Consider the following 19,323-nt stretch of genomic DNA (forward strand, 5'->3'; position numbering starts at 1 on the left):
GCCATTTATATGACGGCCTTGCGTTCCGCCGTGATTCTCGCGCTTGCGACGACCGCTTGCCCGAGTGCAATACCGCCGTCGTTGGTCGGCACGTCGCGATGCGCATGTACGTCGAAGCCTCGCCGCCGAAGTTCGACCAGCGCATTCACCAGCAGGAATTCATTCAGGAACACGCCGCCGCTCAGCACGACCGTGTCGAGCGCATGCCGGCTGCGCAGCAGGTCGCACAGTGACGCAATCGCCAGTACGATCGTCGAATGGAAGCGCCGGCTGATCGTCGCCAACTCGACGCTATCGGCAGTATCCGACACGACCTGCCGCACGAGCGGCCGGTAGTCAAGCTCGACCGGCACGTCGGCGGACGGGTCAAAAGCGTAACGATACGGTTCGCTCATCACCAGATCGCGCGCAAGCAGCCCCTCGAATTCGATCGGCCCGTGCGCTTCATATTCCGCCCGCGAGCAAACGCCCGCCAGCGCCGCGACGCCGTCGAACAACCGCCCCATGCTCGACGTGCGCGTCACATTGATGCCCTTCCGCCACATTGTCGCGTACACCTGCCGCGCTTCGTGGCCAAGCGCAGCAAGCGCGGGCACGCGCGCCAGCATGCCTTCATCACCGTCGAAGGATTCGAGCGCAAGTGCGAGTGCAGTGCGCACCGGTTCATGCACCGCCTTGTCGCCGCCGAGCAGCGACAGGTAACGCAAGTGTCCCGCGCGGTGCACCGCCTGTGCGTCGCCGATGAAAAACTCGCCGCCCCAGATCGTGCCGTCGATGCCGTAGCCGGCGCCGTCCAGAATTACTCCGATGGCCGGTCCGTCGAGCCCGTTGTCGGCGAGGCACGACGCCATGTGTGCATGGTGATGCTGGACCTGCTGACGCGACACATGTGTGTCCGACGCGAGCCGGGTCGACCGGAACGACGGATGCAGATCGCAGGTGGCCACTGTAGGCTTCACGCGATACAGATCGGCCAAGTGCGACGCGATCGTCTGGTGCGAACGAAACGTGTCGTCGTTGCCGAGATCGCCGATATGCTGGCTCACATAGACTCGCTCGCGATCCGCGAGCGCGACTGTCGTCTTCAGTTCCGCGCCATAGGCGACTACTGGCGCCATCGATCGACCCACTTCTATTACGTATGGCGCGAAGCCTCGAGCGCGCCGGAAGAAACTGATCTGCGGTTCGGGCAACTGCGGGTGGTTCGAGCAACGAATCACGGAGTCGTCGATGCGAATCGCGATGTCGCGGTCATTCAGCAGCACCAGGTCGGACACCTCGAACAAGCGCGCGAGTGCCTCCTCGTTGCGATACGCAATCGGAAATTCGGACACGTTTCCGCTCGTCATCACCAATGCCGGCAGGTCGGGATCGGACAGCAGCAGGTAATGCAGCGGCGCCGACGGCAGCATCACGCCGAGGTTCGGATTGCGCGGCGCGACGTTCTCCGCCAGGCCAACGCCGTTTAACTTGCGCAGCAGCACGATTGGCCGGCCGGGCGACCTCAGCCATTCCGCCTCAGTTTCGCTGCAGTCGGTCCAGCGCCGGGCCGTCTCGACCGACGCCATCATCAGCGCGAACGGCTTCGAATTGCGGCGCTTGCGGTCGCGCAGGCGCGCGATCGCGTCCGGATTGCGCGCGTCCACGACGAGATGAAAGCCGCCGACGCTCTTGACCGCGACCGTCAGGCCCGTGCGCAGCGCGTCGATCGCCGCGCGCAACGCGTCGTCACCGGCCGACAGCATCCGGTCTGCATCATATAGCTCCACCCGCGGCCCGCATTCCGGACACGCGTTCGGTTGCGCGTGATAGCGGCGGTTGGACGGATCGCGGTACTCCGCCTCGCATCGCGTACACATCGTGAACGCGCGCATCGTCGTATTGACGCGATCGTACGGAATCGCCTTGATCAGCGAGAAGCGCGGCCCGCAGTTTGTACAGTTAATGAAGGGATAGCGATAGCGCCGGTTGGCCGGATCTGCCATCTCGCCCAAGCAGGCATCGCACACGTGCGAATCCGCAGGCAGTTGCGCTAGGTGGCTGCCGCTACGCTCGCTATCCCGGATCACGAAGCGCTCCGTCGCGTCAAGCAACGGCGCGACGCAGTGCGACTGCAGCGACGCTACGCGCGCAAGTGGCGGCAATTCCGCGCGTAGTGCCGCAGCGAAATCGGCCAGTGGGTGCGCGTCGCCCTCCACCTCCATCAGTACACCGTCGGCATCGTTCAGCACCCAGCCGCGCAAACCGCGCGACATCGCAATCCGGTACACGAACGGCCGGAAGCCGACGCCCTGCACCACGCCGGTAACACGCACGCGCCATCGAATCGGCCCGTTCCCACCGGCGTGCGGAGCGACGGCGGTTGCGTTGCCGGTCAGCATAGGCGCGGCAACTCCGCGCCCGCCAGTTCCTCAATCGTGCACAGCTCGCCGTTGCGGGTGCGCATGACGACTGCACGGTCGCCCGCGTCGCGCACCTCGCCGATCTCGACCGCCTGCCTGCCGTATGGATGACCGCGCAGCACCGTTAGCACCTGCTCGACATGCTCCGGCGCGACGAACAGGCAAAGGCAGCCTTCGTTCGCCATGTTGATTGGATCGACGCCGAGCATGTCGGCCGCCATCGCGGTCTCCGCCTGGATCGGTAGGTCGGCTTCACGAATTTCGATCGTCGAATCGAGCGCGGACGCGTATTCGTGCATCACAGCCGACAGGCCGCCGCGCGTGACGTCGCGCACCGAGCGCAGCGCGCTTTCCGGCATCGCGTCAAACAGCATGGCCAGCATATGGTTGAGCGGCGCGCAATCGCTCAGCACGCGCGTCTCGAATCCGAGCCCTTCGCGAATCGACAACAGGTGGATCGTGTGATTGCCGATCCACCCGCTCAGGATAACGCGATCGCCCGGCCGCACCTGCTTCATCCGCAATGGAGCGCGCCCGAAGAATCCAACGCCCGCCGTATTGATGAAGATCCGATCCGCCTCCCCCTTGCCGACGACCTTCGTATCGCCCGCGACGATCTTTACGTTCGCTTCGCGCGCCGTGTCGCGAATCGACTCCAGCACTCGCACAAGCGTGCTCAACGGCAGACCCGTCTCGAGAATCAGTGCGAGCGACAGGAACTTCGGCGTCGCCCCCATCACCGCGAGATCGTTGACGGTGCCGCACACCGCAATCTTGCCGATGTCGCCGTTGCCGAACAGCGGTGGAGCGACGACGAACGAATCCGTCGTCATCGCGAGGCGTCCACCGTCGACGTCGAGCAGCGCGCTGTCCTCCATTTCACCGATATAGCTATCGCCCAGCACCGACACGATCATTTCTACCAGTTCGCGGCTGAGTTTGGCGCCCGTGCCGTGGTCGAGCACGATCGTCGAGCGCGAAAGATCATTGATATTCATGGATGCTTCGATCGAAAGTTTCGGGATACATGCTGTCGCCCGCTGGCCGCGTGTGCGGCACCGCGCCCGGCGAGCCCGTGCGTCAAGGCGTCTTGATCACCTTGCGAGGCAGTTGACCGAACGCGTCGATCATGCGCAGTACCTCGGCCGATTCGGTCACGGTCGCGCAATAGGTATCGAGCCATTCAAGCGCTCGCTTCTTGTCCGTTTCCTGCGCGGACACGACACAGTCGGACGGCACCCAGATGTTGTATCCCCGAAAGAACGCATCCGCCGCCGTAGTCTGCACGCAGATCTGCGTCTGCATGCCGGTCACGACCAGGGTGTCGACGCCGCGCGCCTGGAGCATTTCGTGGAGATCGGTCTCGTAAAAGCCGCTGTCCTTATTCTTTTCGACGACCAGATCCGATTCGACGAGGAACTCGGCGATTATCTGTGCGCCTTCGCTACCTTTCGTCACAGGCAGATAGCCGTTGTACCGCTCCGCATTCGCGTCGTCTTCTCGATTGATGAGTTGCAGGTGTACGATCTCACAGCCTCGCTCCCGCATGCCGTCTAGAAACCGGCAGAAATTGCCCTTCGCATCGGCCACGGCGCGGATTCGCTCGGGATTTTTGTTAACAAGTTCGTATTGCATATCATTCGTCAGAACCGCAATGTTGTTTGGCATGTCATGCATTCCTGTCGGATAGGTGAGTGACGGCCACGGTCGCGCTGACGGCCGTAGCGGCGTCGATGGTTGTTCGCTACGCCGTCGCCCGCACGGTGCGCGTCGAGCCCCACGCGGCCGAACGTGTCGGCCGTGCAATAGATCGTACCGAGCGAAGCGGCCGGCGGGATCTTCGCCGCGATATGCGGCGTGCCCGGCCAGCCAGTGCGCGAGCACCTGCACGACCAGCATCCCCAGCCGATCGCGAGCACGATCGACTTCGCGGCGCGTGGCTCCGGCGCGTCGCACCGGAATCGCACAGCCAGCCACGTGATCAGCCGCGTCACCGCGTAGGTCATCCCGAAGCTGCAGATGCCCTGCACTACCGCTGCGCGGCCCACGATCCACGGCCCAACCGCATGGTTCGTATGAGCGGCCCACGCACCCTGCACGCACATCGCGCGGAGCGACGCCAACGTGGGCCGGCGTCATGCGTCGTCCCGCTGGACGGACGTGGTCTCGAACTGGGACTCGCCGAGAGTCGGCGTGTCCGGGCGGTGCCAGAACTTTTTCGTGCGCTGCTGGTATGCGATCACGTCGTCCACGTACGCGCGCAGAAAATAACCCGTGATCACGCGGCCGTTCACGCGCGCGAAGTCGTCAAGTCGGCCGTACTCAACAAAACCAAGGCGACGCCATAGCTGCTCGGCCTTACCATCGCTGCGTACATCAATAACGATCATTTCGCAGCCCATCTCGTTGACACGTTCGAGCGCAAGCCGCCAGCCGTCGAGCAAGAACCGCCCTCGATACCCAGGCTCGATCACGCAGCGCTTCATTTCGACGATGTGCCGCCGCGCGGGCAATGCTTGACGCGCGAGAATCAGCATGCCAACGATCCGACCGCCCTGCTGCTCGCGTGCGATCAGTAGGTCGACCGTGCGCGCGCGGAGGTCAGCATCGAGAGACTCCATCATCTTGAGACCGGTCGACGCGGTGATGGGCTCGAAGAATCCGAGCGTCGTCTCGCGCGTCGATACCGTATTCATCAGGTCGACCAGCTCGGTCATGTCCTGTCGCGACAACGATGACGGCCATTCAAATGTCATAGAGCCCTCATGCAGTGAACTACCGGATTAAGGGAGTCGCGCCGCGGCGACGCATCGCGCGCTGCGCGGAGGACGGCATGCAGCTCACGCGAGCACGCCGCTTTGGGCCACCGTGGTGATCGCCGCGACCGGTGCCGTCATAGCCGTCTCAGGGATTCGGTGCCGGCAAGCGCACGCTGTGCGCGACTTCAAATAAATAAGACACGAACGGCGCGTTGAGCTTGACGAGGTGTTCGACGAGGCGCGCCTCGTCTGCCGGGTCTTGATCGCGCGCGTGATCACGTTCCAGAATCATATCGACGTGATCGTTGGGCGTTCATGTCAGGAGTACGGAGCATAATCGCATCGATCATCCTCACGCGCAATGTAGAAAGTTGATGGAATTGACCTGCATCAGGCCGATGTCTACCGTTCCGGTGGAAATACGGTGAGAGGCGCGGGTGTCGCAATAGCGTAGGTCAGACCAGACTTATCGTTTCTGGGTCGCTGCCGCCACTTGAAATGGAGTGGCCCCCCGCAAGGTGGAAGGATGGTGTAGATCGGACAGGGGGCAAAGATAGGAGCTGGTTCTCACTACCGACGGCATCGGAATGTGCCAAAGTACAGTCTCGAAACGTATGACTCGAGAGGGAGAACCCCCGATGAAGCTTGCCGCGGTCGGCGTAGATGTTGCAAAACGCGTGTTTCGATTGCAGAAGCGGAAACCATCAGCTGGGGGGCGGCGCAGCCTGTAACGTCGACGGTGGACGGCTGATACCCGTGGGTTAGCTGCCCACATTACAGGGTTCCGTTTTGCGAACTGATCGATCGAGATTCCGCGCTCGAACACTGCCCATACTCATACATTTTCAAACCAGCGGCCGCGCAAGAACGAACACCTATCCGAGCACGTTATCGATGCTGCGTCTCAGTATCTGCATTGCTTCCTCGATCTGATCACCGGTCGTCACCAGCGGACAAAGACACTTTATTACCTGGCCGGAATGGCCGGATGTTTCGATGATTAGCCCCTGTCGGAACGCCTCGGCAGTAATCTTGGTTGCCAAGGCGCCTGATTGAACGTCAATGCCGCGCATCAGTCCGAGCCCGCGTTCCTCGGCCTCAACTTGACGATATCGCAATAAGTCTGTCAGCCCGAGAAAGCCTTCCCTGACTATTTCTCCTTTCCGCCGGACCTCGTCTGCGAAAGCATCGTCCGACCAAAAGTATTCCAGTGCTTTAGCCCCCGTAATCATGGCCGCATTGTTTCCGCGGAACGTACCGTTGTATTGCCCGGTCTCCCACTGATCATGCTCAGGGCGAATCAAGACCTGCGAGAAAGGCAATCCAAATCCCGACAGCGATTTCGAGTTGGTCACGAGATCCGGCACCACCCCAGCGTGCTCGAAGCTGAAGAACCGGCCGGTCCGACCGCACCCCGCCTGGATGTCGTCGATGATCAACAAGATGTCTTGATCTCGGCAGACCGTCTCCAGTTCTTGCAGCCACCCCGGAGAAGCGACATTGATCCCACCTTCTCCCTGCACCACTTCAACGATAACAGCTGCTGGGTAGTCCAGACCGCTGGAGCGATCGCTCAGGCATTTTTTGAAATACCTCAAAGTATCGACACCTTCGCCAAAATAATTGTCGAATGGCATGAACGCGTTGCCCATGGACGGCAAACCGGCTGCGCTCCGAAACTTCGCATTTCCCGTGAGCGCGAGCGAACCCATGGTTATGCCGTGGAAGCCGTTGGTGAACGAAACAATGGTACTTCGTTTCTTTATCTTCCGAGCTAAGCGAATGGCGGCTTCGACCGCGTTGGTGCCAGTGGGTCCTGTCAGATGCACCTTGTAGTCAAGTCGACGAGTCTTCAATATCAGACGATCGAAGGTGTCTAGGTAAGTGTATTTTGCTGTAGTCCAAAGGTCCAGTGAATGAACGAGGTTGTCGCCCCGTAAATACTCGATGATCGACTCCTTCAGAGCCGGATGGTTGTGCCCGTAATTGAGCGCTCCTGCGCCTGCTAAGAAATCGATATAGCGTCGGCCATCGACCGAGTAGATCTCCGCGCCCCGCGCCTTGCAGAAGACGACTGGAAAAGCGCGCGAATAGGTGCGGACATTGGATTCTAGCTCCGTTAGCTTCTCAATCATGTGCTCCATGAATTCTCCGGCATAACCCTGCATTGGATTTTTATCTGCGTCCAGCCATTCCCTTCGCGTCATCTTTCCGCAAGCCAAGCCGGAGGAAGTCGTGCTGTTCCGGGCGCAATAGACGAGTGACGAATATATAACCACGTCTGGCATGGAACCACAGCACCTGGAGATCCGCGTGCAAAGGAGGCACAAGCGAGCTAACGGTGTTGCGCGAGAGGGATGCTCATGCCTCTCGTACGTGCGATGTCAGAGACGTACGGCGCCGTTTCAATGTGCTCAACGCGTTGAAGCAAACGCAACGCGGTGCGATTTACCTCGTACTCCGGTTTTCAATAATCGGTCCATTTGTACTCCACATAGGCCATCATGTTACGTTCCATTCTGGCGTTAGCTCCGTTGTGTTCTAGCTTGGTGATACCGGCGTCAATGGATGCATCTACAGTTGTTGCGAGAGCGGGTTCACGGCTTATGTGGCAAAAGCCGTACCCGAACGTGGCGAAGTCGCCAGACATACCGTGCAATAGGGCTTAGTCAGAAGTGCTACACGGCACTGGTGTTGGTCATTTGCTAGTAATGCGTTCGTTTTGTCAGGAAACGGACATTTGTCAGCCCGGCGCAATTTCTCAACAAATATCCGCCAACTTCCTGCCTACCGGTAACTTACGAGGGTTCGGACCGGCATGGCCCGAAAGCTGCTTAGAGTCGGTCCGCGGACTGGGCCTGATCAGCGTGTGGAGCAACAGGAACAGATCAATGACAACTTCGACCTCCAATAGTTGCAGCCGTGTAGCTCTGTGGTCCGCAATGATCTTCCCTACTGGAAATTTATCGGCAAAAGGGGGCGGTTTGGAAAGCTTTTACGATGTCATGCGAAGTCATGGGGCGACGCGGCGCAGTTTCCTCAAGTTTTGCAGTTTGACCGCCACGGCGCTAGGCCTCGGTTCGTCGTTCATCCCTCGTATCGCGCACGCATTGGAAACGAAACCAAGGACCCCGGTAATCTGGCTGCATGGCCTCGAATGCACGTGCTGCACTGAATCGTTCATCCGCTCCTCTCACCCACTTGCGAAGGACGCGATCTTCTCGATGATTTCGCTCGATTACGACGACACGATTATGGCGGCGGCCGGCATGCAGGCCGAAGCAATCCTGAACCACATCATGACCCGCTACAAGGGCCGCTATATCGTCGCCGTCGAGGGCAATCCGCCACTGAACGAAGACGGCATGTACTGCTTTCCTGGCGGCGAGCCGTTCATCGAAAAGCTCAAGCGTGTATCCGCGGACGCCAAAGCGGTGATCGCGTGGGGTGCTTGCGCATCATGGGGTTGCGTGCAGGCAGCAAAGCCTAATCCGACTCGCGCAACACCGATCGCCGGCGTGATTCTCGACAAGCCGATAATCAAGGTGCCAGGTTGTCCCCCGATTCCCGAGGTGATGGCTGCGATCATCACATACGTGATTACGTTTGACCGTATCCCGCCGCTCGACCGTCAGGGGCGACCTAAGATGTTCTACGGGCAGCGCATTCATGACAAGTGTTATCGCCGGCCTCACTTCGACGCGGGCCAGTTCGTCGAGAACTGGGACGACGAGGGTGCGCGCAAGGGCCATTGCCTGTACAAGATGGGTTGCAAGGGACCGACCACTTACAACGCGTGCTCGACAGTGCGCTGGAACGACAGCGTATCGTTTCCGATCCAGTCGGGCCACGGCTGTCTTGGCTGCTCGGAGAATGGCTTCTGGGACAAGGGCTCATTCTACGACCGGGTCGTCGACATTAACCAGTTCGGCGTTGAATCGAATGCCGACCGTATCGGTCTGGCGGTGGTGGGTGCAGCCGGCGCGGCAATCGCGGCGCATGCAGTCGTCAGCGCGATCAAGAGTTCAGTGGTCAAGATGCAGGAGCTGAAATCACTCGGCGAAGCACATAATAAAGCAGCACAAGAGGAAAATCGCCAATGAGCTATCAGACTCAGGGCTTCACACTCGACAACACCGGGCGTCGTGTTGTCGTCGATCCGATAACGCGGATCGAGGGGCACATGCGTTGCGAGGTCAATCTCGACAGCAACAACGTCATTACGAACGCGGTCTCCACTGGCACGATGTGGCGCGGCTTGGAGGTCATCCTGAAAGGCCGCGATCCACGCGACGCGTGGGCGTTCGTCGAGCGTATCTGCGGCGTGTGCACCGGCGCGCACGCGCTGACCTCGGTGCGCGCGGTCGAGAACGCACTGAACATCCCGATACCCGACAATGCGAACCTGATCCGCAACCTGATGCAGGCAACGCTCTGGGCGCACGACCACCTAGTCCACTTCTATCATCTTCATGCGCTCGATTGGGTCGATGTGGTATCGGCGCTGCAGGCCGATACGAAGCGCACCTCGGAGCTTGCGCAAAGCATCTCCGACTGGCCCCTGTCGTCACCCGGCTATTTCCGTGATCTGCAGTCTCGGCTGAAGCGCTTTATCGAGTCTGGCCAGCTTGGCCCGTTCCGCAATGGTTACTGGGGCCATCCGGCGTACAGGCTACCGCCGGATGCTAATCTGATGGCGGTTGCCCACTACCTCGAAGCACTCGACTTCCAGAAGGAAATCGTCAAAGTCCATACGGTGTTCGGAGGCAAGAACCCGCACCCGAACTGGCTCGTCGGGGGCATGCCCTGTGCAATCAACATCGACGACGTAGGGGCGGTAGGCGCAATCAACATGGAGCGTCTGAATCTCGTTTCTCGAATCATCGATGAGACGATCAAGTTCTACGATCAGGTGTATCTGCCGGACGTGATCGCAATCGCCGGTTTTTACAAGGACTGGGGTTCGATCGGTGGCGGATTGTCCTCGCAATCTGTGTTGTCGTACGGCGACTTTCCCGACCACGCAAACGACTACAGCGCCCAAAGTCTGCTCGTGCCGCGCGGCGCGGTGATCAACGGCAACTTCAACGAGATCCACGATGTGGACCTCTGCAATCCCGATGAAATCCAAGAGTTTGTCGCGCACTCTTGGTACTGCTATCCCGAGGGCACGCACGGCCTGCACCCGTATGACGGTCAGACCGAACCGCACTTCGAACTCGGCAAGGCGACCCGGGGAAGTAAAACGAGGATCAAGCAGATTGACGAGTCGGGCAAGTACTCGTGGATCAAGGCACCGCGCTGGCGTGGTCACCCGATGGAGGTCGGTCCGCTTGCGCGTTACCTGATCGGCTATCATCAGAACCGCACGGACATCCGCGAGACGGTCGATGCCCTCCTCCGGCGGCTCGATGTGCCGCTCGCCGCGCTGAACTCGACGCTCGGCCGCACCGCGGCCCGTGCGCTCGAAGGTCAGTGGGCCGCGTACAAAATGAAGTACTTCTTCGAGCGGCTGATGGCCAACATAAAGGCCGGTGACATATCGACGGCAAATGTCGACAAATGGCAGCCGTCGACATGGCCGTCGACCGTACGCGGAGTGGGGTTCACCGAAGCACCACGTGGCGCGCTGGGCCACTGGCTGAAGATCCGCGACACGAAGATCGACAGCTATCAATGCATTGTGCCGACGACGTGGAACGGGAGTCCTCGCGATGAAGTGGGGCGGATTGGCGCATTCGAGGCGAGCCTGATTCAGACGAAGATGGCCCGTCCCGACGAGCCCCTGGAGATCCTGCGCACGCTGCACAGCTTCGATCCATGTCTTGCGTGCTCCACCCATGTCATCGGACCTGCCGGCGAAGAACACGTCAACGTCACGGTGCGCTGAGACGGCCAGGCAACGATGTCTAGGAACCAGCATATGAAGACCTATGGTTTTGACGGCAACGCCCCTTCGCAGCTCGACAGCAGGCGGATTACGTCGGTCTATGTATATGAGGTGCCGGTGCGGCTGTGGCATTGGTTAACGGTTCTGTCGGTAATAGTGCTCTGCACTACTGGTTATTTCGTCGGAAAGCCGCTTCCGACGCTGTCGGGCGAAACTGATGCTCATTTCCTGATGGGTTATATCCGCTTCGGGCACTTCTGCGCGGGCTATGTACTCGCGGTCGGCCTGGTCTTCCGCGTTTGCTTCACGTTCTTCGGCAACGCGTTTGCGCGAGAGATTTTTATCGTGCCCGTCTGGGACACCCAGTGGTGGAGAGAGTTGCTCTACGAATTGCGCTGGCATCTGTTCCTTGCACGCTATCCGTGCAAGTATGTCGGTCACAATCCGCTCGGCCAGATCGCGATGTTTGGCTTTTTTATTGTGGCTATATTGACGAGCGTCAGCGGCTTTGCCTTGTACGGCGAAGGTCTTGGCAATGATAGCTGGGCCTCTCACCTGCTCGGTTGGACGATCGCGGCGCACGGCGGAGACAGCCTGTCGTTGCACAGCTGGCACCGGCTCGGCATGTGGAGCATAGTGCTGTTCGTGATGATTCACGTCTATGCCGCAATTCGCGAAGACGTCATGTCGAAACAAAGCATGATCTCCACGATGGTCAGCGGCTTCCGGATGTTCAAGAACTGACCGATGGCAACAACGACGGCACACACCCTGCCCCATATCGTCGTCCTCGGCATCGGCAACGTGCTGTGGGCGGACGAAGGCTTCGGTGTTCGGGCGGTGGAACGACTCAACGCGCGTTGGCAATGGCCGGAGCATGTGGACCTGGTGGATGGCGGTACGCAGGGGCTCGCGTTATTGCCGTTCGTTGAATCGGCGGACCGGCTCATCGTGTTTGATGCAGTTGATTTCGGTCTGAAGCCGGGCACGCTCGCCGTGCGGGAAGGCGACGCGGTACCCGCCTGCCTGAGCGCCCGCAAGTTGAGTTTGCATCAGGCCGGCTTTTCGGATGTGCTCGCCTGCGCGCAGCTCAGAGGCAATTACCCCGACAATGTGGTGCTGATCGGTGTTCAGCCGGTCGAACTAGATGATTTCGGCGGCAGTCTGCGTCCAGCCGTCCGTGCCCAGATCGAGCCCGCCATTGCGGTAGCGTGCGAATGGCTGCGGCGGTGGGGTGCATCCCCCGTTACACACGCTGACTGCGATGCGCTAGTTTCGTCGTTGAACGCCAACGGTCTTGCGCTGTCCCGCTATGAGGGCGAACGTCCATCGCCGCATAGCGCGAACCGGCATGGCGACACGCGCTTCTGGCATCCTTCGGAACCGTGCTGATGTGCGTCGGTATTCCTGCGCGCGTGCGACGCGCCAACGGTCTGCGCGCGCAATGCGAAAGCCGCAACGGACCTTGTATGGTCGACCTGTCGCTTACGGGACCGCTTGCTCCCGATACGTGGGTGTTGACGTTCCTTGGCGCGGCGCGCGAGGTGATTGATGAGGCGCGCGCACGCGACATCGAATCGGCCCTCGCCTCGCTCGATGCGATCGCCCACGGCGAAAGCGGTCTTGACGCCTACTTTGCAGATCTGGCCGATCGCGAGCCAGAGTTGCCAACGCATTTACGCGAGAACATTACGCGATGACAACACTGCGCACATCCGCCGCGCCGATGCTTGAGTGCCTGCGCGAACTTCCGCTCAAACAGGGCTTTCTGGAACAGCAGAACAATACGTTTGACCGCATCGCCGTCGGCGCCCGCACTCCCCTCGTCACGCTTCCGCTCGGCAATCCGGCACGGCATTCCGAATTTCTCGACTTGACGGTGGTCCTGCCCGAAATAGTGCGCCAGTTCGGGCCAGACTCGTTCCGCGCGGCCTTTGCCACCCCGCCGGCAAGCGCAGCGATCGCGAATCGCTTTGGCGTGCTGCGTCGCCCGGCGCTGATATTCCTGCGTGAAGGGTGCTACCTTGGCGCGATCGAAGGACTGCGCGACCGGGAGGATTATCTGCAGTGCTTTACACGCATGCGCACTGAGCTGCCCCAGCCGGTACCGATCGAACTCTCCGTGTACGGAGCCCGATCATGAGCCGCCCGTTCCCTGTTTCGATCATAAGGGCGGCTGGTCCCGGCTCGCTGCCCGAACCCGATAACTGGTCGTGCCTGCCGCTGCCCTCCACGAGCGAACTCTGGCGCACGACGGCTACGCCTGAGCACGGCGCGGGCGACGTGCTGGCGCTGTTGCGCGCCATGGTCACCGCGCTTGATGGAAATCCGTCGCCCGCGCACCCACTCGTCTTCCGGGTCGGCACACTGGGTGCCGACGTGCATCGACTGCTCGCTCAGATCATGGGCGAAGGCGAGGTGTCGGCGCGGGTTGTGTCGAGTCGCGGAGCACGAGCCCATGCCGGGGCGCTCGTCCGCATTCAGGAATGCCGGTACCCGGGTATCTGGCGGATCATCGTCGACAGCGCGAACGGCGTGCGCATCGACGACCGGATCGAAATCGGCGCGATTCCGGCCGCGATCCTCTACGAAGCGCGCCACAGCGGCACGACGCAAGGCACAATCCCGGACACGTCGAGCCACAAGTTGACGAGCGCACCGTCCATCGCCAGCGAAATCGCTGCCGCCCAAGCCCGGGCTGTCAGCCGGCGCGGCGCGGGCAGTCACGTCATTAACTTCAGCCTGTTACCCGTCACGCCCGCGGATGTTGCATGGCTCGACAACATGTTGGGCGCGGGTACTGTCAGTATCTTCTCGACTGGCTACTGCAAGTGCACGGTCATCGCCACCACTTGGCGTCACGTGTGGCGTGTGCGCTATTTCGACGGATCTAACAAGGTTCTGCTGGACACACTCGATATTGCCCTGATTCCCGAGATGGTCATAGCGGCAGCCGAGGATCTTATGGACTCGCTGCGGCATCTGCGCGAAATCGTGAAATGGCTGGAGGAGGACTGATGTTCGAAGGCAGCTATCTCGGCGACGACCATGTCTACGATCCCGCACAGGGCGATCCCATCTGGAACGTTTCGCCCGGCACGCCGCTTGCCGATCTGCCCAATACTGGAAATACCCGGTATGCGATGGCCCGCACGATCAGTTCATGTTATTGCCAGACTGAAGCCATGGCGCCCACAGCATCGTCTTTCAGCGCCGACCTGACGCACCGGATCGAAGGCACGTTCGAGCAGATAGCACAGACCCGCATGTGCGACCTGCCCTTTTTGAATTCGCGCCTGCGTGTCGCTGCGGTGGCTTTTCGTCCGTGGCAGTCGAGCTGGATCGGCGTGCTCGTAACGCCGTGGGGCATCAATCTACTGCAATTGCCGACGTCCGATGCACCGTTTCCGCCGACGCGCGCCGACGCCGTGACCGAAGTCGCCCTGCCGGGCGGGATCATGCCGTTCATGCCGGCGCGGCTCGATACGCTCGGCGAGTTCCGGATGTGCTCGCTTTTTTCACCTGCGCGACAATTTGCCGATCAGGCGACTGCGCTCGAAACCGCTTGGGAAACGATGCGGCTGCTATTCGAGCCGGAAAGCGTGGCACAGCCGAAGGTGGGTCCCGACGGTTCCGCACAAGTACACCCGGAGCGTCCCGACCGGTTCCGGCGATGTCTGTTTGGATTGCAGACGTGACACCCTTGCAAGTTCCGGTTCTGACACTCACGCTCGACGGTGACAACGAAGGCGTGCACTCGGTAGTCGGCCGGTGGTCGCCCGTGCCCGTCGAGCGTTTGCTGATCGGCCGGAATGCGTCTGACGCCCGAACCGTGGTCGGCGCGATGCTCGTGCTATGCCGTCATGCGCAATGCGCAGCATCGGCGCGCGCGCTCGCGGCCTCACAACCCACCTTTTCGCCGGTCGCGACGAACGACGAACAGATCGAGCTCGAAGCTGCACGCGAAACGCTGCGGCGCTGGCTAATCGATTTTCCCCGAATGTTCGGCGGGACATGGTCAAGCGACGTGATCGCCCAATGGGCGGGACTCGGTTCGCGGGCGCGCATCGCCGATTTCTGCGAGCGCCAGGTATTCGGCATGCCTGCCGCCAGGTGGCTAGCGCTGTCGAAGTCCGATCTCGCCAGCTGGGCTGCAGGTACCGGGACGCTACCGGCGCGCTGGCTGAACGGCCTGCAAAAACAGGCCGCACGGCCCGTTTCGATCCTGCCGGCAGACGTGCTGCGCAGCGTGCGCAAAAATGCTGCAGAAATGCTGCTCGACCGCGATGCAGGCGCATTCGAGGCGTCCAGGCCAGCTTGGCCCGCCCATGCGGACCTCTGGAGCGATCCGGGGACGGCACCGGATCTCGCTAGCGGATTGATGAGCACACGATTGCGCCATCTCGCACTGCTTTGTGCGAATCGCGCGAGTGCTGCAGCGGGCGGCCTGCGGTGCGGCGACATCAGCATCGGCTGGGCGCGCTGTGCTCGGGGTGTGCTCGTGCATCTCGCACGCCTCGAAGAAGGTAAGGTCGCCGCGTACCGAATCGTACCGCCAACCTGGTGGAACTTTGGCCGCGCAAACCTGCTTGCGGCCGCTCTTCGCGGCCTGCCTTGGGAAGCGGCGCAACCGCTCGCACAACGTCTCGTGCTATTGCTCGACCCATGCGCACCCTACCGGATCGAGGTGAACCGCCGTGCATGAGGTGTCCGTTGCGGAAGGCATCCGGGACGTGATCGAGGACGAGGCACGTCGGCATCAATATCGGTGCGTCCGCGAAATCGGGTTGGAGGTCGGGCAGCTTGCGAACGTCGATACCCGGGCGCTGCGTTTCGCACTCGATGTCGCACTGCGCGGCTCCCTCGCCAATGGCAGTGTCGTCACGATTCACGAGCCACCCGGCCACGCATGGTGCATGCGTTGCGGCGACACGGTGGAGCTGCGGCGGCGCGGCGTCGGCTGCCCCGCCTGCGGCAGCTATCAGCTCGCGGTGACGGATGGGGACCAGATGCGCATCATCGGTATGGTCGTCGACTGACGCGCCCGCCACGACGGCCGCTGCCTTGCTAGCCAAAGGTGACGCGAGGCTTTGGTTCAACCGGTTGCGCCACTCCAGTGCGCAACCCGCGAAACGTTGGAGTTCCTTATGACCTGCGCGACGACGTGCCAAGAACGGAGGATAAAATTATGTGTACGACTTGCGGATGCGCTTCATCCGAACCCCAGATCGAGGACGATGGTTCGTGGACGACGCTCCATTCCTACGAGCACGATCAGGCGCGCTTGCACGCCGCTGGCCGCGCGCACACTAACGACCACACGCAAGGCGGCGGCCACGCGCATCCGCACGGGACCAATGGGCGTCACATCCAGCTGGAGCGCGACATCCTGCACGAGAACAACCATTATGCGGGCGCGAACCGCGAGCGCCTGTGCCAACGTGGCGTATTCGCGTTGAACCTTGTATCGAGCCCGGGATCCGGCAAAACGTCACTGCTGGTGCGCACGGTGTCGGCTCTCAAGGGCACCCTGCCCGTCGCCGTAATCGAAGGCGATCAGCAGACCGCCAACGACGCCGAGCGCGTTCGCGCGGCCGGCGCGCCCGCCGTGCAGATCAACACCGGCAAGGGATGCCATCTCGACGCGCACATGGTCGGGCACGCGCTGGACCAATTGCCGCAGAATGAGGGCGGCTTGTTGCTGATCGAGAACGTCGGCAACCTCGTTTGTCCCGCCTCTTTCGATCTGGGCGAAGCACACAAGGTTGTCGTCCTGTCGGTGACTGAAGGCGAAGACAAGCCGCTCAAGTACCCGGACATGTTTGCCGCCGCTCGGCTGATGCTGCTGAACAAGACGGATCTGCTGCCACATCTCGACTTCGATGTGAATAAGGCGTGCGGCTACGCACGACGCGTTAATCCTTCGATCAAGATCTTCTGCGTATCGGCCCGCACGGGCGAAGGCTTCGAACATTGGCTCGACTGGATTCGCGCCGGCTGCGCTAGCGCACAGGCAGTTGCCGGACCGAAGAGTGCCGAGGGCATGTCGCATTGTGATCGAGCGTAAGCGCATAGAGGTCAGCGGCATCGTGCAAGGCGTCGGATTCCGTTCGTTCGTCAGGCGGCTGGCGCGACACTTCAACCTGAGCGTCGAGGTCTGCAAGGGAACGAATGGCGTGCCGATCGACATACGGGGTGAAGGGCGCAATCTGGACGCTTTCCGCGCCGCGTTGGCGGAACAACCACCGCTGCTCGCCCACATCGACGCGGTGCGCCGGACTGCAGGCACTCCCAGTCCGGGAATGAGGTACTTTTGCATCGCGGAAAGCACCGAAGCTGTGACGTCTCAAAGCTGTATTCCTGCCTGTTCCGCCCTCCGCGATATGTGTATCGACGAGCTTTTCACTGAAGGCGGCCGGCACTGGCGACACCCCTTCATCTGCTGTACCGACTGCGGTCCGCACGATGCGCTGATACACCGCACGCCATACCACCGTGCGCATACCAGCATGACCGCCTTTGCGTTGTTCGAGCGCTGCGCGGCAGAATATAGCGATCTCGCTGACCGGCGCTTTCATGCGGAAACGATGGCCTGCACGGAATGCGGGCCCACGCTGCGCTTCAGACCGCCAGGTGCGCGGGGTTATGCGGCCCCCCGCAGCGGTTCGCCCATGGATCCGGTCGCGCGGGCATGGGCCACCATCGCGCGCTGCGAAATCGTTGCCGTCAAGAGGCTTGACGGCTTCCAGTTGATATGCCATGCGACGAATCCAGCCGCTGTGGAGCGGCTGCGCGAGCGCAAGCGTCGGCCGACCAAACCGCTTGCGCTGCTGGTGCCGAAGGTGGCGTCGGCCGCACAATGGGTGGACTTGGGCGATGCGTCGAATGCGAAACAGCTCGCTTCGGCGATCTGCCCGATCGTCGTCTCGCGACGCTTGAACCGGCTCGGACCGATGCTGCCCAGCACGCCGATCCAGTACCTGTTGTTTCATCGGGCGCAGGGCCTACCGTCCCGCACCCGCTGGCTCGGCGAAGCCCAGCCGACGATACGCGTTCCTGCCAGCGCGAACCTGTCCGGCGAACCATTGCTGAGCGATTCCGCTGATGTGGGCGAGGCGCTCGCCGACATCGCCAATGCGGTGCTCGATCACGATCGTGAAATCGTTTCCCGTTGCGACGACAGCGTGGTGCTCGCCGCGCATCCGTTGCCTGCGATAACCCTGCGCCGCGCGTGCCGCTCTGTGCCCAAACCCGTGCCGCTGCCAACGGACGGCCCGTCGGTGCTCGCGCTTGGCGCGCAGATGAAAAGCACCGTAACGCTGACCGGCGGACGGCTCGCGGACGTGTTGCCATATCTCAGCGATCTTCGTAGCCTTGGCGTCTGCGAGTTGCTCGAAGAAACCGTCAAGCACCATGTCTTTCGCATGCACGTCACACCGGCCGCCATCGCCTGTGATCTTCAGCCCGATCTCTATTCGACCCGCCTCGCCGAAACATTGGTCGATTGCTGGAGTGTCCCGTTGCTAGGCATCCAGCACCATCATGCACATGTTGCCGCAGTACTCGCCGAGAACGGCCACACCGGTCCCGCGTTGGGTCTGGCGCTAGACGGTTTCGGCTGGGGCGACGACGGGAACGCATGGGGAAGAGAACTCCTGCGTGTCGAAAGCGGCGGCCGTGCGCAACGGCTCGGCCATCTGAGCCGACTGCCATTGCCCGGCGCGGACGCCGCCGACCGCGCATCTTGGCGCATGGCGGCCGCGCTGCTGCACACGCTTGAACCCGAGGCGCGCCGGCTCTCGCCCGCAACGGACTCACCAACGACCGTACGACTCTACCTGCAGATCGAACGCGGCTTCAACTGCCCGACCAGGACATGCCTTGGCCGCTGGTTTGACGCCATCGGCGGACTGGCCGGCATCTGCCCGACGCTACACCATGAAGGTGAAGCGGCGATGACGCTCGAAGCGCTCTGGTGTCCAGCAACTTCGCGTGCGGACGGCTGGCACATCGACGGCCCGAATCTCAACCTGCTGCCGCTGGCACGCCGGCTCGCCGCCCTGCGCGATCCCGTCGAAATTGCCCGTAACTGGCACGCAACGCTCGCAACAGCACTTGCCGACTGGCTGCGCCACGCGACGTGCACCACCGACATCGATACCGATCGCCGTCCGTGGTGGCTGCCGCGCGAATCTCGCGCCGATGTCCCGGCTTGCGAGATGCCCTGCGCAACGTGCGCTGCACGCTGTGCGGGCCCATAGTTTGCCGCCGG

At 61.6% G+C, this 19,323-nt stretch carries 18 protein-coding genes; 12 read left to right on the forward strand and 6 right to left on the reverse strand.

Features of this window, described 5'->3' with window-relative positions; translation table 11 throughout:
- Nucleotides 1–5: 5 nt before the first annotated feature.
- The 6 genes from hypF to ectB all read right to left on the reverse strand — a co-directional run bounded on the left by hypF (nt 6) and on the right by ectB (nt 7,305).
- The gene (gene hypF, locus BMW76_RS36065) at nt 6–2,381 is read right to left on the reverse strand and encodes a carbamoyltransferase HypF (protein WP_090873584.1); all 2,376 of its coding nucleotides are present in this window, start codon (nt 2,379–2,381) and stop codon (nt 6–8) included.
- Entirely contained in the window at nt 2,375–3,400 is a 1,026-nt protein-coding gene (gene hypE, locus BMW76_RS36070; RefSeq protein WP_090873585.1) for a hydrogenase expression/formation protein HypE, read from the reverse strand. The genes hypF and hypE overlap by 7 nt, the downstream gene beginning before the upstream one ends.
- Nucleotides 3,401–3,482: 82 nt before the next feature.
- Nucleotides 3,483–4,301: an isochorismatase family cysteine hydrolase gene (locus BMW76_RS36075; RefSeq protein ID WP_245763536.1), complete on the reverse strand. Its 819-nt coding sequence runs from the start codon at nt 4,299–4,301 to the stop codon at nt 3,483–3,485.
- Nucleotides 4,302–4,537: 236 nt separating this feature from the next.
- Nucleotides 4,538–5,158, reverse strand: a complete 621-nt coding sequence (locus BMW76_RS36085) for an N-acetyltransferase (RefSeq protein ID WP_090873588.1) — start codon at nt 5,156–5,158, stop codon at nt 4,538–4,540.
- 148 nt (nt 5,159–5,306) lie between these two features.
- Nucleotides 5,307–5,453 carry a hypothetical protein gene (locus BMW76_RS41495; RefSeq protein ID WP_177200599.1) on the reverse strand — a complete coding sequence of 49 codons (147 nt, stop codon included), beginning with the start codon at nt 5,451–5,453 and terminating at the stop codon, nt 5,307–5,309.
- 583 nt (nt 5,454–6,036) lie between these two features.
- On the reverse strand, nt 6,037–7,305 hold the full coding sequence (gene ectB, locus BMW76_RS36090) for a diaminobutyrate--2-oxoglutarate transaminase (protein ID WP_090873600.1): 1,269 nt from the start codon (nt 7,303–7,305) through the stop codon (nt 6,037–6,039).
- Between the two features lie 798 nt (nt 7,306–8,103).
- Here ectB and BMW76_RS36100 point away from each other — a divergent pair.
- From BMW76_RS36100 to BMW76_RS36155, 12 genes are all read left to right on the forward strand, one after another.
- Nucleotides 8,104–9,264 (forward strand): hydrogenase small subunit, encoded by a 1,161-nt coding sequence (locus tag BMW76_RS36100; RefSeq protein ID WP_012406418.1) that lies wholly within the window; start codon nt 8,104–8,106, stop codon nt 9,262–9,264.
- Entirely contained in the window at nt 9,261–11,051 is a 1,791-nt protein-coding gene (locus BMW76_RS36105; RefSeq protein WP_090873589.1) for a nickel-dependent hydrogenase large subunit, read from the forward strand. The genes BMW76_RS36100 and BMW76_RS36105 overlap by 4 nt, the downstream gene beginning before the upstream one ends.
- A gap of 33 nt (nt 11,052–11,084) precedes the next feature.
- Nucleotides 11,085–11,795 (forward strand): Ni/Fe-hydrogenase, b-type cytochrome subunit, encoded by a 711-nt coding sequence (gene cybH / locus BMW76_RS36110; RefSeq protein ID WP_015004150.1) that lies wholly within the window; start codon nt 11,085–11,087, stop codon nt 11,793–11,795.
- 3 nt (nt 11,796–11,798) lie between these two features.
- Nucleotides 11,799–12,443, forward strand: coding sequence for a HyaD/HybD family hydrogenase maturation endopeptidase (locus BMW76_RS36115; RefSeq protein ID WP_012406415.1), 645 nt, complete (start codon nt 11,799–11,801; stop codon nt 12,441–12,443).
- On the forward strand, nt 12,443–12,751 hold the full coding sequence (locus tag BMW76_RS36120; RefSeq protein WP_012406414.1) for a HypC/HybG/HupF family hydrogenase formation chaperone: 309 nt from the start codon (nt 12,443–12,445) through the stop codon (nt 12,749–12,751). The genes BMW76_RS36115 and BMW76_RS36120 overlap by 1 nt, the downstream gene beginning before the upstream one ends.
- Entirely contained in the window at nt 12,748–13,194 is a 447-nt protein-coding gene (locus tag BMW76_RS36125) for a thioredoxin domain-containing protein (protein ID WP_090873590.1), read from the forward strand. Before BMW76_RS36120 ends, BMW76_RS36125 begins: the two co-directional genes overlap by 4 nt.
- Nucleotides 13,191–14,069 (forward strand): hydrogenase expression/formation protein, encoded by an 879-nt coding sequence (locus BMW76_RS36130; RefSeq protein WP_090873591.1) that lies wholly within the window; start codon nt 13,191–13,193, stop codon nt 14,067–14,069. Before BMW76_RS36125 ends, BMW76_RS36130 begins: the two co-directional genes overlap by 4 nt.
- The gene (gene hybE, locus BMW76_RS36135; RefSeq protein WP_090873592.1) at nt 14,069–14,749 is read left to right on the forward strand and encodes a [NiFe]-hydrogenase assembly chaperone HybE; all 681 of its coding nucleotides are present in this window, start codon (nt 14,069–14,071) and stop codon (nt 14,747–14,749) included. The genes BMW76_RS36130 and hybE overlap by 1 nt, the downstream gene beginning before the upstream one ends.
- The gene (locus BMW76_RS36140) at nt 14,746–15,756 is read left to right on the forward strand and encodes a HupK protein (protein WP_090873593.1); all 1,011 of its coding nucleotides are present in this window, start codon (nt 14,746–14,748) and stop codon (nt 15,754–15,756) included. The genes hybE and BMW76_RS36140 overlap by 4 nt, the downstream gene beginning before the upstream one ends.
- Before the next feature lie 28 nt (nt 15,757–15,784).
- A complete protein-coding gene (locus BMW76_RS36145; protein WP_233445509.1) occupies nt 15,785–16,090 on the forward strand; it encodes a hydrogenase maturation nickel metallochaperone HypA/HybF in 306 nt (101 codons plus the stop codon).
- A gap of 149 nt (nt 16,091–16,239) precedes the next feature.
- Nucleotides 16,240–17,118 (forward strand): hydrogenase nickel incorporation protein HypB, encoded by an 879-nt coding sequence (hypB, locus tag BMW76_RS36150; protein WP_090873594.1) that lies wholly within the window; start codon nt 16,240–16,242, stop codon nt 17,116–17,118.
- A complete protein-coding gene (locus BMW76_RS36155; protein WP_245763537.1) occupies nt 17,105–19,312 on the forward strand; it encodes a Kae1-like domain-containing protein in 2,208 nt (735 codons plus the stop codon). Before hypB ends, BMW76_RS36155 begins: the two co-directional genes overlap by 14 nt.
- Nucleotides 19,313–19,323 lie beyond the last annotated feature (11 nt).

This window comes from Paraburkholderia diazotrophica, assembly GCF_900108945.1.
In the GTDB taxonomy this organism is placed as follows: Bacteria; Pseudomonadota; Gammaproteobacteria; order Burkholderiales; family Burkholderiaceae; genus Paraburkholderia; species Paraburkholderia diazotrophica.

Bases quoted from the DNA above. Each gene is read 5' to 3' on its own strand.
- hypF (WP_090873584.1), bottom strand. From the start codon at position 2,381: ATGCTGACCGGCAACGCAACCGCCGTCGCTCCGCACGCCGGTGGGAAC.
- hypE (WP_090873585.1), bottom strand. From the start codon at position 3,400: ATGAATATCAATGATCTTTCGCGCTCGACGATCGTGCTCGACCACGGC.
- BMW76_RS36075 (WP_245763536.1), bottom strand. From the start codon at position 4,301: ATGCTGGTCGTGCAGGTGCTCGCGCACTGGCTGGCCGGGCACGCCGCA.
- BMW76_RS36085 (WP_090873588.1), bottom strand. From the start codon at position 5,158: ATGACATTTGAATGGCCGTCATCGTTGTCGCGACAGGACATGACCGAG.
- BMW76_RS41495 (WP_177200599.1), bottom strand. From the start codon at position 5,453: ATGATTCTGGAACGTGATCACGCGCGCGATCAAGACCCGGCAGACGAG.
- ectB (WP_090873600.1), bottom strand. From the start codon at position 7,305: ATGGAGCACATGATTGAGAAGCTAACGGAGCTAGAATCCAATGTCCGC.
- BMW76_RS36100 (WP_012406418.1), top strand. From the start codon at position 8,104: ATGATCTTCCCTACTGGAAATTTATCGGCAAAAGGGGGCGGTTTGGAA.
- BMW76_RS36105 (WP_090873589.1), top strand. From the start codon at position 9,261: ATGAGCTATCAGACTCAGGGCTTCACACTCGACAACACCGGGCGTCGT.
- cybH (WP_015004150.1), top strand. From the start codon at position 11,085: ATGAAGACCTATGGTTTTGACGGCAACGCCCCTTCGCAGCTCGACAGC.
- BMW76_RS36115 (WP_012406415.1), top strand. From the start codon at position 11,799: ATGGCAACAACGACGGCACACACCCTGCCCCATATCGTCGTCCTCGGC.
- BMW76_RS36120 (WP_012406414.1), top strand. From the start codon at position 12,443: ATGTGCGTCGGTATTCCTGCGCGCGTGCGACGCGCCAACGGTCTGCGC.
- BMW76_RS36125 (WP_090873590.1), top strand. From the start codon at position 12,748: ATGACAACACTGCGCACATCCGCCGCGCCGATGCTTGAGTGCCTGCGC.
- BMW76_RS36130 (WP_090873591.1), top strand. From the start codon at position 13,191: ATGAGCCGCCCGTTCCCTGTTTCGATCATAAGGGCGGCTGGTCCCGGC.
- hybE (WP_090873592.1), top strand. From the start codon at position 14,069: ATGTTCGAAGGCAGCTATCTCGGCGACGACCATGTCTACGATCCCGCA.
- hypB (WP_090873594.1), top strand. From the start codon at position 16,240: ATGTGTACGACTTGCGGATGCGCTTCATCCGAACCCCAGATCGAGGAC.